This is a genomic window from Legionella sp. PATHC032 (assembly GCF_026191185.1).
GTDB lineage: Bacteria > Pseudomonadota > Gammaproteobacteria > Legionellales > Legionellaceae > Legionella.
Genome location: NZ_JAPHOV010000001.1, coordinates 1,106,800 through 1,119,831, shown reverse-complemented (window position 1 = coordinate 1,119,831; position 13,032 = coordinate 1,106,800). Strand labels below are relative to the sequence as shown.

The window sequence follows — 13,032 nt, the reverse complement described above, 5'->3', positions numbered from 1 at the left end:
GTTTTAGTAAGTTCCATTTTGGAACTTACTGCGCACAAAGCTCAAAAATCCTATTTAAAACTTTTCGAGATTTAAAAAATAACGAGTCGCTTTAAGCTCACCAGTTCTTTTGAGAATATATTTTTTAACCAAGTCATTTAGATCTCTGGTTGTTGTAGCGATCGTTGCACCCTGTTCGGGTTAATGTAGGTAAAGGTGCTGAGCCAGCTGGAGAACTCCTTTCAAACCAATTAATCAATTGATCCATTTCAGCAGGAATACATTTTGAAGGAGGCACTTCAAAATGGACTTTTCGATCATAATCAGATCCAGAAACAATTTGCATTGCTTCTTCATGGCTACGATATTGACCAATATTTTCCAAATGATGGCTCTTACCCATTAAAAATTGATGCCATTCAAATAAAACCTGATGTGTTAGGGGACTAGAAATCGTTTGGTATAAATTAACCATCATTTTAGCGATCCCACGCTCCGCCAAGCTGGCTCCAGGAGCTTCTGCAGACAAGCCTAACTCTTTATTAATAGAAGATTGAACACTGTCTCTATTTAAATGTTCTCCTTCTATTTCAGAGCTATCCACAGCATCAGTACACATTAAATCGATAAACAAATTTTGCTTGCCTTCTTGAGAAATATGTTGCGAAGAACCAATAATAATACCGTCACCCTCAGTAAAAGACTGTTCAAACACAACTAATTTATCAGAATCCCAAGTAAAATTAGGCCAATTCTCAAGCTCCCAATTCCATGTCATGATGAATAACCTCACTTTCTATTAATCAAAATATGGCATATTAATGATTAATAAAGTATGGATTTACTAATCAATGCTTGTTTTTAAACAGGGTGAACAACCTAGCATTATCAGATTCTGAATTGAGAGCATATCTGGTAGCAAGTCCTGATTTTTGGCCTCTGACTAGAAGTTGGCAAAAAGCAAGACCTGCCCCTGAACGTTTATTAAAAATGAACAAATAAGCATGAGTGAACACCATAACATCTAAGACACTAATACAACTATTTACAGCAAAATATGGTACTCAAATTTGATAAAACTCAGATCCGCTGATTTAGTAGGTTTTGTCAGGTTGCACTCTGTTTAGCCAAGTTAACTTGAAACAAGTATATAAAATCAACTATACTGTACATGTACAGGAAATATGGAGAAAACCATGCAAACAGTGTCTTATACTCATATGCGCGAACACTTATGTGAAATCATGGAAAAAATCGCCAATGGCGAGCAAATCTGCTTTACTCGCAAAGGACAAGAACCTTTTATTATCGCTAAAGTGGGTACCCCTACTGAGGCTCAACTTGAAGAAGCAAAACATAACAAACGCGCTCAGACCATTGCCAAACTGAAAGAGAGACATGCTACGACTATTAAAGTTTTAGCGGATAAATAATGGAATTAACTTTTTTAACTGTAGAAGATGTGGTTTTTATTCAAAGTGAAATATTATCTAATGCTTCTGTTACTGATATATGAAAACTTGAATCAGCGCTTAAACGTGCTGAACAGTATCATCATTATGAACACATCAATGATATTATTGAGTTAACAGCTATCTATATCATTGGCATAGCTAAAGCACATGCATTTCCCGATGGTAATAAACGAACTGCCTTCCTGAGCGCTACTTATTTTCTTGACGTGAATGGTTATGCCTTGGAGGAAAATAGTGAATTACCAGATATTATTGAACAATCAGCTTCAGGGGTTGCTGATAGACATCGATTGGTTGAGCTTTTAAAACCTTATATTTTTTCAATATAAATAAGGTCAGTTGAATCCCGTTTGCAAGCAAACGGGCGATTATAAAAGAAACTTTTAAATTAAATACAAAAATTTATAAATATACCTTTTTAAGTAATTTAACCTTTTATCCTGAAGGACATTAGGCCTATAAAATAGCTGACCAATTTTTTCTTTCCAAAACTCGATGTCTGGTCTTTTGCTAAATTCAGGATCTCCGGCAAGCATTAGAACTGCAGCATAACCTTGAGCATATGAAGGCCAAGAGTGCTCATCTATAATTTCTACAGTTGTAACTCCAAAAATACCGATTAATTGCTTAACATTAAAAATGTCATTGATAATATCTAAATAAATTTCTCTATGAAAACTACAAAGATACATAGCAAAAATCTTAAGAAAACCAGGCTCTACCCCAACAAAGGGGCACTTTAATCAAGTTAGTATAAACTAACCTCTTGATTTCACAATGCCGTTGCGCGGAATCGAACCGCGGACCTATTGATTACGAATTAGAAAACAGCGGTTTTTATCTGGTTCGACACGATATGATTTTCTTTTAAATTCCTTTTATTTATTTGATATTACAGCCATATTAGGTTATAAGTTCTTTTAATGAATTTGACCTGATTCTTCGACACATATTCGACACGCTACGACACGCTCAATTTAAATAGTGAGAACTATATGCGAATCAACAAAACAAATATTGAGAACTTGGCTATCCCCCAACCGATTAAAACCGGACAAAGTGCTCAAAAGAAATATTACGATGACAACCTCAAAGGATTTGGAGTTCGCGTCACCTCGGGTGGGACTAAAGCCTTCTTTGTCGAAAAGCTCATCAATAGAAAACTTAATCGGATAACTATTGGTCGTTACCCCGAAATTAGTCCTGATATGGCACGAAAGAAAGCGACAGAGCTGCTTGGCCAAATAGCTATGGGTAAAGATCCTGTTGCTGAGAAAAGAGCGCAATCCATGCGTGAAATTACTTTAAACGAAGTTTTTCAAGAATACCTACAAACCCGGAAAACCTTAAAACCTAAAACCATTAATAATTACACTCATATGATTGATAAAGCATTCCCTACTTGGAAAAATAAACCTATTTTGTCAATCACCAAAGATCGCATTAGCAAGCATCATGAAAAGCTAGGAACGGAGCATGGTGAGGCCTATGCCAATCTTGCAATGCGTGTTTTACGCGCCCTCTTCAATTTTGCTGCTGGTCAATATGAAGATGCACAAGGCAAATCACTCATTATGGAAAACCCTGTAAGGCGCCTTTCACAAACTCGTGCATGGTATCGGGTAGAACGTCGCCAAACATATATTAAACCCCATGAATTAGAGGCTTGGTATGCAGGGCTTAACAAAATAGAAAATAGTACTCTTAGAGATTATTTACTATTGATTTTACTAACTGGTCTGCGAAGAGAAGAGGCAGCTACTCTAAAATGGGAAAATGTCGATTTAGCAGCGAAAACTTTTACTATCCTTAAAACAAAGAATAATGAACCACATACTCTGCCCCTCTCTGATTTTCTCTATGAGTTATTGATTGCTCGTTATGAGAAAAAAGTTAATGATTATATATTTCCGGGTACCGGTGCTGCCGGCCATATTATTGAACCGCGTAAGCAAATGGCTCATGTGACCAAGGCTTCTGGTGTTCATTTTACAGTACATGATTTGAGACGAACCTTTATAACTATTGCCGAAAGTTTAGATATCTCTTCTTATTCACTTAAGAGGTTAATGAACCATAAAATGTCTAATGATGTCACTGCAGGGTATATTATTACTGATGTAGAACGTCTTAGAAAACCTATGCAATTGATTACTGATTATTTTTTAAAGTGTATGGGAATGGCTAGAGCTGATCGTAAACTATAATTGATATAAAACTCGCTCTTTTTAGAGTTAGCCTAACATTTGCTGAATCTAGGATGAAACATTGAATTATGGATATCAAACCCACTGTTTATTTGATTAAAAACACAATTACTTGCACTGATCAAATTTTTAAAGAAGCAAATTCATTAAGCAAGAAAATAAGCGAAGAAATTTGGCTTTATTATAAAGATAGTACTACACATGATCCCAAATGGTTACCATTTATTTCTTCGGCTTTTCAAATAGATGCAACCAAAATCTTTAATGCCTCCTCATATGCCGTAATTATTCTTAAAGTAAAGGGACGATTTTTTGCTGTTCCGTTTGGTATGGGAAGTCATCTCATAAATTTATCTAAGATTGATTATAATTTTGGTCTAAAGATATCACTTAACTGTATTCCTAAAAATGAGCTTATACAGATTGATTTGACAACACCTGAAACGAACTCACAAAAAACTAAAAAACAAGCTATAAAAGGTTCAACCACTGATGATTTTGCTATAAATAAACAAAAAGATATCCTACGTGGCATAGCTGGCAAATTGCCGGAAGGTCATCCCCTTGGCACCCGTATTGAGGGAAAAGATTCAATACATACCCATCTAAAAGTCCGAAATTTAGCAGAGCTAATTCAATTATGTGAAAAGTTATTAGACTACTCTCTTGAGGTTAATTATAGGAATGACTATCCATGGATCGATAACATGGCGATTATTTCTGACCCATTGCTTGTGAGCGAATTATATGAAGAACTAATTGCTGCAATAAAAAAAGGCTCTTTTGATCACATGTTTATTTCAACTCCTCAATTTGTCGAAGATTTATATCAATACGAAGGATTCATATTTACCGGTACTCGAAAAAGAAAAAGTAGTAAAACTGTTTATCCCTTTCCCTCTGTAGCTGACCTTGTTAATGATTTGGACCAAGATTTTATTAATTCTCTTAACCAGGATGCCCTATCTAAAACATGCAAGGTCTGGTTAAAAGACAATGAAGGAGAAGCCAAATTTGGTTGGCCACTCAATAGATGTCTAGTTTGGGAAACTAATAAGGGCATTACCAAATATATCCTATCAGAAGGAACATGGTATAAAGTTGATGAACAATTTTATAATTCAATAAATATCTTTTTCAATGAACATGTAAAACCAAATACACGACTTCCCTTAATGCCTGCTGAAAAATTAAGAGAATCAAAATATAATTATATGACCTGTGCCAAAGATACTAACTTGCACCTTTTTGATTTGGGTCATTCAGATTCTAAACATAGATCAATAGGCAAAGACCGGAATGAGATATGCGATATATTCGACTCATCTACAAACAGCTTCTTTCATATTAAGTGTGGTAAAGCATCAGCCGACATTAGTCATCTTTTTCGGCAAGGCGTGTTTAGCGGACGAGCTTTGAAAGCAGATATTGATCAGTTTAATTTGTTCAAAGGCTATTTAGCTGAGTGTGGCTGTAAGCAAGAGGTAATTCCTAATACTTATAACCCCTCTGATTATAAAATTATATTCGCCATAATTCTTGAACAGAATCAAACAGAGAATATACCTTTTTTCAGTAAAGTCAGTTTTAAAGATGCGGTTGAACTTACATTGGAAATGATAGGTTATAAATGTGAATTTCAATACATACATACCGAAGCAAATAAATCGGTTTAATGAAAAGAATATTGGCTATTTTTGTTCTTAATTTCATCATTGCAAAGCAATGTATATTGCGCCCTTGGAAAATTCTTTTCTTCGGGAGGACAATAAACTGAATATGAAAAAAGTATCAATTAATAAATTTTGATTTGAAACAATAAATTTAAGAGAGAGCTCAGTTTTCAAGTAATCCTTGACCAGTGAATGCATTTATAAAATATGAATTTTTATAAATTAAATTTTTGAAACTAAAACGTGACTAGCTCAATTTGGAACGCAGTGCGATCCAAATTAATTGATTAATATCCCATATCAAGTTCTTGTGCCTCATCAACTAACTTTTGAAGAAGCAGCTTACTTTCATCTGCCTTTAATTTCTTAAAAGCCATTAAATCACTCATTAAAACAAAATCTTCATTATTAATTTGAGTAGAGGGTATTACCCCATCTTTAAGTAACTTAAGAAAATAAGAAGCTGACAAGTTAAGAATATTAGCTGCCATTTGAAGGGTTAAATAGTTTTCTCGATCATTTGGACACATAAATAACGTTTCCTCACCGAAACAACTCAGAATGGGAGCCTGTTCGAACTAACCTTAATAGTTTTAGTTCATCTTCACTTTTATAAATCAGTAACCAATCAGGGGAAATGTGACACTCCCGAAATCCCTTCCAATCTCCTGAAAGAAGATGATCGCAGTTTTTAGGAGGTAATTTTTCAGAATTTTGTAACTTATTAACAATCTCTTCTAATAAATCTAAATCTTTTCCTTGTTTAATAATTTTCTTAAGATCTTTTTTAAACTGGGTTGAGCGAACAATCTCAAGCATTCTCATCCTCTTCTAAATCATCAATCATTGATTTAAAAGATGAAAATTTCTTTCCTCCACCACTTTCTAATTCCTCAATTGCTTCAAGGGTTAGATTATTAGGAAGTTTTACTTCAAAGGGTAATCCCTTACATAAAACGATTTGTGCATAAAAGGCATTAATGGCTTGGGAAGGCGTGACACCTAGCATTTTTAGAATGCCATCCCCTACTTCTTTCAAATGGCTATCCACTCTAGCCTGTACGGTTTTTGTAGACATATGTTAACTCTGTAATTAGATTTACTTAAATTGTAGTTAAATTTCACTACAATTGCAAATATTTGCGCAAATATCCTACATCGATTAGCTTATGGATGATGAGACGATTAAGAGTTTTTTGATTTTTCAGAAGAGTCTTGGAGTCTTTGTTTCATTTCTTTAAGTACTTTATCAGATCTGGAATGATCTATTTCCATTGGAGGTAAATTATGTTTAACAATACCTTCTACCCCACAAGAAGTTCTCGTAGAGCGGGCATTTAAGCGCTTAGCCTGTTCTTTATCCTGAAGATAAGGATTTGTTTCTGATAATGTTTTCATACCTGTAATTATATTACATTTTCTCTAAACCGACTTAAAACAAAATGAACAATCCGGAATTTCCGGAAAGTTTATTTTCACTTTTTATTTAGAGCATGTGAATTTGGCACTCAGTGAGTGCCAAATTCATGAGAAAAGAAACTGACAACTTAAATAAATGACAAAACACTGAGTAAAAATATAACTCTAACGAGAAATACTATATTGAATATTAAATTCTAAAGCCATAACAATTGGCTTAGAACTCTTGCCAATCTTCTTCATTTCTATAATTCCGTAACGAGCCATTGTATTTAATGTACGGCTCAAATTACCTGGTTGGCGTTTACTTAAAGCAGCAAGCTCTTTAATTGATTCAGGCTTTTGCTCATCAATTATTTTTAATAGTTTCATGTTGTTTTCATTTAATACTTCGGAAAGTGATTTAATAGAGCTAAACCAGATTTTTGGTTCATTTTTCTCAGGGATATTACGACCCGCAGCAATATCAGTAACCCGTTTTTGAAATTTTTCTCGTGACATAATGCCAATTTGTAATGTTTTCATTTTTTATGCCCCACAAAAAATATCACCTGATGATATTTTAAGGATAGTATAATGTATACTGAAATACTCTTAATAATTTTGAGTGGTACAAGTGGAACCAATGGGACATCTTGATTTTACTGAGCTTTAAGCGTTCCACCATCAAATTTTCTGATGGCACACGTGGGACAAATAACCCGTATTTGTTCACTCCAGTTACAATTTCTTTGAATTTGTTTTCAATTGTTGACTTTAATTTTCAAAGCACGTAATAATCTACTCGTTGTTTTGAAATAGCTTTATGAAAATGGCTATAAAGCTACATGGATTTTTGGATAGAAAGTACCAGTGTTACTGGGATTTTCAAATGATGGATTTACGGAAAAAGCCACATTATCGGCATTTTTATTGCCGATTGAAAATTCTTTTAATGACGAGGTATTAATATGTCTAAAAATAACGTATCACGCTTGCAACTTATCAATGAATTCGAATCTGCTCCCGAATCCACTCTATTTAATCAAAATACCTTAGCTGCAGTTTTAGATTGCTCCGTTCAATTGCTTGAACGTAATCGTTGGGCTGGTCAGGGTGTACCCTACTTAAAAATTGGTCGTACCGTTCGTTATCGCAAATTGGATATTCTTAATTATCTTCAACACCAATGTGTTCATAACACACTTCAAGAAGCGGTTTAGTCTTTCTTTTTTGAGCTTATTGAATACGTGGAAGGTGGTGCCTCACCTTCCTGCGACAGTTGTTGGAGAAAATGAAAATGAATTCAGAACAAATATATCATGTTGATTTTAAACAGTCTAAACGCATTAAATCATTTCAGTATGCAGGTGGACTATTCCAGTTAACCTCAGATGGCGTGATTTTTGTTGGTAAGGATAAAGACAACAATGAGCTGCCTCCTCGATGGATTTCCTCTTCTTTGTACGTGGTAGCTAAAACTCGTGATGCCAATAGTGGTGAATGGGGTCGATTGCTTGAGTGGGTTGATGATGATGGCATCAAACATCAATGGGCTATGCCTTTGGCTTTATTGCAAGGCGATTCTAGCGATGTACGGCGAGAGCTAGCACGATTAGGCTTGACCATTTCACCCAGTAAAACTGCTCGTGATTTATTAGCTTCCTATATCCAAGTCTTTCCAGTCGAGGAGCGTGCTCGTTGTGTTGATAAACTGGGTTGGTATAAAGACGTCTTTGTTACTGCTAATGAAGCCATAGGGCAATCCAGTGACCAAATCGTTTTTCAAAATGCAAATAGCCTCGAACCTGCCCTTTCTATAGCAGGAAGTGTTGAGGATTGGCGAAACTCCATCTCAAGGTTGGCTGATGGTAATTCTCGCTTGGTATTCGCTATTTCCGCAGCCTTTGCACCAAGCCTTGCCAATCTTGTTGGTGAAGATTCTGGTGGCTTTCATTTCAGAGGTGCCTCATCTTCTGGCAAAACAACCGCGTTAAAAGTAGCGGCTTCTGTTTGGGGTAAACCAGATAGTTATATCCGTTTGTGGCGAAGTACAGCGAATGGGTTAGAAGGGTTAGCAGCACTTCATAATGATGGATTATTAATCCTAGATGAGCTAAGCCAGATGGATCCTAAAGAAGCTGGCGAATGTGCTTATCTACTTGCTAATGGTCAAGGTAAAACAAGAGCCTCTCGATGTGGCACCGCAAGACAATCCACGCGTTGGTCATTGCTCTTTTTATCTGCTGGTGAGGAATCATTAACTTCATTAATGGCAAAGGCTGGGCAGCGATGTAATGCAGGGCAAGAAATTCGATTAGCAGATATAGAAGCGGATGCTGGTGCACAGACGGGGTTATTTGAACAGTTACATGATCATATAAACCCAGCGTCTATGGCACTCTCGTTAAAAGAAGCAGCTAGTCAATATCATGGTGCCGTTGGCTTAGCTTGGCTTCATAAAATAGTGAAGCATCGCGCCGAATTAATCCCCCTACTCACTAATAAAATTCAGCAATTTGTTGCTAAAGTCACTAAACCAGAACACTCTGGGCAAATTCAACGAGTAGCCCGACGTTTTGCTTTGGTTGCCATGGCTGGAGAAATAGCGACTCATTATGAACTAACGGGATGGAAACGTGGTACAGCATGTAATGCAACAGAAAAATGCTTTAACGCTTGGTTGGAGGATTTTGGCGAGCATGGCAACCGAGAAGACCGAGCCATATTGTCGCAAGTTCGAGCTTTCTTTGAAAAAGAAGGAGCAAGCCGGTTTGAGAGCGAAAATCATCCCAATAGTGAACGCCTTTATAACCGAGCAGGATTTTTTCAAACAGATAACCAGGGTTATCGTATCTTTATGGTTTTATCTGAAGTTTACAGGAAAGAGATTTGCCAAGGGTTTGAGCCTAAAATGGTGAATAAAGTGCTTATTAATGCTGGCTGGATTGTCCCTGGGAATGATGGCAAAGCCTCTCAAAAACGAAGAATTAAAGGGGTTGGTATTCCTAGATGTTATATTTTCACTGAGAAAGTTTGGTCTGACGACTATTAATTGCCCCACTCGTTCCACTATCGATTTTGATAGTGGAACATCTAAAGTCCAGTAACTACAGGGATGATCCACTTGTCCCAGTAGTTCCACTTATTTTTGATGTCTAGGAAAAAAAGCTAAGTTTGTATCGGCTTTTATGAAGATGGTTTCCCGTATTACGACTTCGTCTAATACGGGCTACGCTAGCTATGTGTTCACCGAAAAAGTCTGGTCTGACGAGTATTAGTTGACCCACCTGTTCCACCGCCAATTTTGGTAGTGGAGCGCCTCTATCCCAGTAGTCATAAGGGGATCCTACTTGTCCCAGTTGTACCGCTGAACATTCTACATATTGCTTTTCAGATATTATTTTTAACCAGTCAGAATCTTTCTATTGCTTTAACAAGCAATAGCAAAAATAAGGAGAAATAAAACAACCTCCACATCAATATTTCATCAGTCCAGTTTTTAGACCAAAAAACGTTAATTTTATCAGCCAGTTTACTAATAACGCCTATTGGAAATTTACTACAAACCACTAAAGAAAAATATCCGGAAAGCAATAAAATCACCCATGAGAAAATTTCCATTAATTTCAAACAAATTCCACTACTGGATTTAATTGGGTACTGAATAGCAAAAGACAATATGGCGAAAATTAATGCGGTCATAAAGAGTTTTAATTTACTTTCAAAATCTTTATTCGATTTAACTTCGTGTTCATGTAGCTTTTGATCCAAAGACTCTTGCCTCTCCATGACTTGACTCCTTCCTTCCACATTTTGTTAAAGCAACTTACAAGAATTATTGGGATTTTATTCATAATACCTTGACTAGAAGGATATCAGCATGTTTATGTCTAAACTCTTCCCATTCTTTACATAGCCTCATATATTCATCGTACATAGGTCTTGTATCTTGATAATCTATTTCACCAGAGTGCACTCTTTTCACTTGATCAAGCCAAAGATCACGTGCTGCTCTCCATGCATCCTCTATACTTCGATACTTTTCAAAAGTTTTTAAATCCTCAGGTGTTATATTTCTCAAAAATATCCCCGTTAAAAAAATTAAAAATATTGGATTATAAATTCAAACTTCACCACATATTCAACCCCCAACTAAAAGTCGCAAGAAATTAGTTTTTATTAAATTTGGTGTTAAGTCCTATATAACAGCTCCAAATAATCCGCGTTACCTTTACTAATTAAACGTAAATAATATTCATAGAAACAAGATGTATAGACTATCTTTCACTCAAACCTTTCTTATATCCAATTGTATAACCAAATTCATAGTCAGAAACTGGATCACTCAATTTTTTTAATGGCTCTAAAGGGCACAACGGAACCAAAGGATCAATCGTTGAATCATTTGCTTCTTTATAACCAGTTTTATACCCCTGCTCAAATCCTTCACAAAAATCATCAGCTATAGCATTATTTGTAATAAAAATCGACAACAAGAACAATGCTGATAAAGATATAGATTTAGTTTCCATCATTCCCTCATAATAAAAATTGCTTTTATACATATCCTTACAATATTAGACTAAAAACTACGGCTTCATTTATCACCATAAATACAATTAATCTAAAAAGCATCCTTATCTTACGATTTACCGTAATTTTTAAAACGCAATGAATCGAACCTTGAGAAACTATAACAACCAAAGATAACAAAATAGTAACTTTCTTTTACTTTATCTCCCAATGCTATTTACTAAAGCGAACACTGGGCTTTTCAACCCATCCTATGCTTGCTAGCTCTATTTCTCATTATATGAGATGCAAGCCCATTAGAATGCAAATTGCTTGATGGAAGTAAAATCTTGTTTTCAAGCAAACTAGCTACACTTGCCTATCCTCACTTAATACCAAGTTCTTTGTCTGCATCGTCCCTTTCAAAATAAGATCCTATTTTAGAATGAACAAAAACAGCATTCTCAAATGTAATGTCAGAGATTAAAAATGGTGGATAGCCCTCTCGCTCACACATAAGTCCCTCTCTCTCGCACATTACCAAAATTGAAGAATTATATCTTTTAACCTCAAGTATTATTAATTTTGGAGAGTTCTCGTTATAAGCAAACACAAATCCAACTTTAAGCCTCTTGGTATAATCATCAAGAGGAGCTATTGCAATTTCATAAGGGCAACAAGGGAAATAATATTTAGCTCCCCACCCATATTGCAGAGATCTTTTTGTTAAAGATTTCTCTAACTGATTGAAGTCCTCTAAATCGATAATCGCCATGATATTTCCTTTAAGATGATAAATATGGCAATTTTGAGAAAAAATAATAAATTTGTATCGGAATCAAATCCGGAAGATTTCATTCCGAAAGAATAATGTCTAATCAGACAGTTGCTGTTTCTTTTTTAAATTTTCTGGCATTACAGAAAGTTAAAAGCGAGTATATAGGACTTTTATCAATTACTTTATTTACTAAATCAAAGCTGTGATCAATATCATCATATGGATTAACGCCCTCACCAGTAGAATTCGAAACTCGACCGTTAGGCCATATAAGTCTATGAATATCTATTTTCTTAATTTCGATTTTTTGTATCTGAAACCATAGTGTTAGATCAAAAACTGCTAATATTTTTCTAGCATGCCAACGATCAAATTGCTTGTGGATACCTTGAAGCTTACCAACCCATAAATTCAGTTTCTCATTTAAAATTTTACCGACGTCCTCTCTTGCATATCCTGGATCAAGTGATAGGGGTATGCCACTCAAATATTCCATTTCATTTTTTGGACACCAATCATCATGGTGATTTTCATTGTATACGTACCACGGTATCTTATACATTTCATCAAAAGCGATTTTTTGTTCCCTAGACAAGTTCCTTTCATTAGTAACAGAAGAGATGGCACTTTCAAATGCTTCACGATTGGGAACGCTTTTATACCAGTCTGAATTGATAATCTGGTGATACATTAAAAATATATCACTGACAGAAGGGTCTCTAATTGGCTGAGGTGGGGCAGCGTCTAAGAAAGTATCTAGAAATTTTTCAATTTGTTGAGCGAAAATAAATTCATTAAAATATTTTTCTTGTTGTTCTATTGGATAAGTATAAATTGAATTGGGTAAGCCAATTTCATCTTGACTAAATTGATATCTCTTCCAAAGTTCATATAACCACTCTTCTGGCTCTCTGATTTTGTTGTAAAAGTCCTCGTTATACCAACATGGTCTTTTTAATTCATTTGTCATGTTTTGTCACTTACGGCTTATATGTGTATTGAGACAC

Annotated in this window: 17 protein-coding genes and 1 pseudogene; 6 read left to right on the top strand and 12 right to left on the bottom strand. The window is 35.3% G+C overall.

Annotation, left to right across the window (positions count from 1 at the left end; genetic code table 11):
- Positions 1-133: 133 nt before the first annotated feature.
- A complete protein-coding gene (locus OQJ02_RS05120; RefSeq protein ID WP_265718166.1) occupies positions 134-757 on the bottom strand; it encodes a DUF4172 domain-containing protein in 624 nt (207 codons plus the stop codon).
- A 418-nt stretch (positions 758-1,175) separates the two neighbouring features.
- Here OQJ02_RS05120 and OQJ02_RS05115 point away from each other — a divergent pair, with 418 nt between their 5' ends.
- Entirely contained in the window at positions 1,176-1,412 is a 237-nt protein-coding gene (locus OQJ02_RS05115; protein ID WP_265718165.1) for a type II toxin-antitoxin system Phd/YefM family antitoxin, read from the top strand.
- A 98-nt stretch (positions 1,413-1,510) separates the two neighbouring features.
- Positions 1,511-1,783, top strand: a pseudogene (locus tag OQJ02_RS15410) (type II toxin-antitoxin system death-on-curing family toxin); the annotation flags it as partial.
- Between the two features lie 54 nt (positions 1,784-1,837).
- On the opposite strand, the gene OQJ02_RS05110 reads toward OQJ02_RS15410, so the two are convergent.
- Positions 1,838-2,146, bottom strand: a complete 309-nt coding sequence (locus OQJ02_RS05110; RefSeq protein ID WP_265718164.1) for a hypothetical protein — start codon at positions 2,144-2,146, stop codon at positions 1,838-1,840.
- A 303-nt stretch (positions 2,147-2,449) separates the two neighbouring features.
- Here OQJ02_RS05110 and OQJ02_RS05105 point away from each other — a divergent pair, with 303 nt between their 5' ends.
- Positions 2,450-3,661, top strand: coding sequence for a tyrosine-type recombinase/integrase (locus OQJ02_RS05105; protein WP_265718163.1), 1,212 nt, complete (start codon positions 2,450-2,452; stop codon positions 3,659-3,661).
- 68 nt (positions 3,662-3,729) lie between these two features.
- Positions 3,730-5,337: a DUF6119 family protein gene (locus OQJ02_RS05100; protein ID WP_265718162.1), complete on the top strand. Its 1,608-nt coding sequence runs from the start codon at positions 3,730-3,732 to the stop codon at positions 5,335-5,337.
- Positions 5,338-5,621: 284 nt separating this feature from the next.
- Here the strand turns inward: OQJ02_RS05100 and OQJ02_RS05095 are convergent, their stop codons facing one another.
- The 5 genes from OQJ02_RS05095 to OQJ02_RS05075 all read right to left on the bottom strand — a co-directional run bounded on the left by OQJ02_RS05095 (position 5,622) and on the right by OQJ02_RS05075 (position 7,278).
- Complete coding sequence (locus tag OQJ02_RS05095; protein ID WP_265718161.1) at positions 5,622-5,864, bottom strand: hypothetical protein; 243 nt, start codon at positions 5,862-5,864, stop codon at positions 5,622-5,624.
- 13 nt (positions 5,865-5,877) lie between these two features.
- On the bottom strand, positions 5,878-6,153 hold the full coding sequence (locus OQJ02_RS05090) for a type II toxin-antitoxin system YafQ family toxin (RefSeq protein ID WP_265718160.1): 276 nt from the start codon (positions 6,151-6,153) through the stop codon (positions 5,878-5,880).
- On the bottom strand, positions 6,146-6,412 hold the full coding sequence (locus OQJ02_RS05085; protein ID WP_061639679.1) for a type II toxin-antitoxin system RelB/DinJ family antitoxin: 267 nt from the start codon (positions 6,410-6,412) through the stop codon (positions 6,146-6,148). Before OQJ02_RS05085 ends, OQJ02_RS05090 begins: the two co-directional genes overlap by 8 nt.
- Before the next feature lie 107 nt (positions 6,413-6,519).
- Entirely contained in the window at positions 6,520-6,732 is a 213-nt protein-coding gene (locus OQJ02_RS05080) for a hypothetical protein (RefSeq protein ID WP_265718159.1), read from the bottom strand.
- A gap of 186 nt (positions 6,733-6,918) precedes the next feature.
- On the bottom strand, positions 6,919-7,278 hold the full coding sequence (locus OQJ02_RS05075; RefSeq protein WP_265718158.1) for a MarR family transcriptional regulator: 360 nt from the start codon (positions 7,276-7,278) through the stop codon (positions 6,919-6,921).
- 425 nt (positions 7,279-7,703) lie between these two features.
- Here OQJ02_RS05075 and OQJ02_RS05070 point away from each other — a divergent pair, with 425 nt between their 5' ends.
- Together OQJ02_RS05070 and OQJ02_RS05065 are read left to right on the top strand one after the other, a co-directional pair.
- Positions 7,704-7,955, top strand: a complete 252-nt coding sequence (locus OQJ02_RS05070) for a hypothetical protein (RefSeq protein WP_061692146.1) — start codon at positions 7,704-7,706, stop codon at positions 7,953-7,955.
- A 77-nt stretch (positions 7,956-8,032) separates the two neighbouring features.
- Positions 8,033-9,787 carry a DUF927 domain-containing protein gene (locus OQJ02_RS05065; protein ID WP_265718157.1) on the top strand — a complete coding sequence of 585 codons (1,755 nt, stop codon included), beginning with the start codon at positions 8,033-8,035 and terminating at the stop codon, positions 9,785-9,787.
- A gap of 359 nt (positions 9,788-10,146) precedes the next feature.
- Here the strand turns inward: OQJ02_RS05065 and OQJ02_RS05060 are convergent, their stop codons facing one another.
- The 5 genes from OQJ02_RS05060 to OQJ02_RS05040 all read right to left on the bottom strand — a co-directional run bounded on the left by OQJ02_RS05060 (position 10,147) and on the right by OQJ02_RS05040 (position 12,995).
- On the bottom strand, positions 10,147-10,524 hold the full coding sequence (locus OQJ02_RS05060) for a hypothetical protein (RefSeq protein WP_265718156.1): 378 nt from the start codon (positions 10,522-10,524) through the stop codon (positions 10,147-10,149).
- A gap of 61 nt (positions 10,525-10,585) precedes the next feature.
- Complete coding sequence (locus tag OQJ02_RS05055) at positions 10,586-10,816, bottom strand: hypothetical protein (RefSeq protein WP_265718155.1); 231 nt, start codon at positions 10,814-10,816, stop codon at positions 10,586-10,588.
- 196 nt (positions 10,817-11,012) lie between these two features.
- Positions 11,013-11,267: a hypothetical protein gene (locus OQJ02_RS05050; RefSeq protein WP_265718154.1), complete on the bottom strand. Its 255-nt coding sequence runs from the start codon at positions 11,265-11,267 to the stop codon at positions 11,013-11,015.
- Between the two features lie 365 nt (positions 11,268-11,632).
- Complete coding sequence (locus OQJ02_RS05045; protein WP_265718153.1) at positions 11,633-12,022, bottom strand: hypothetical protein; 390 nt, start codon at positions 12,020-12,022, stop codon at positions 11,633-11,635.
- Between the two features lie 103 nt (positions 12,023-12,125).
- On the bottom strand, positions 12,126-12,995 hold the full coding sequence (locus tag OQJ02_RS05040; protein ID WP_265718152.1) for a hypothetical protein: 870 nt from the start codon (positions 12,993-12,995) through the stop codon (positions 12,126-12,128).
- Positions 12,996-13,032 lie beyond the last annotated feature (37 nt).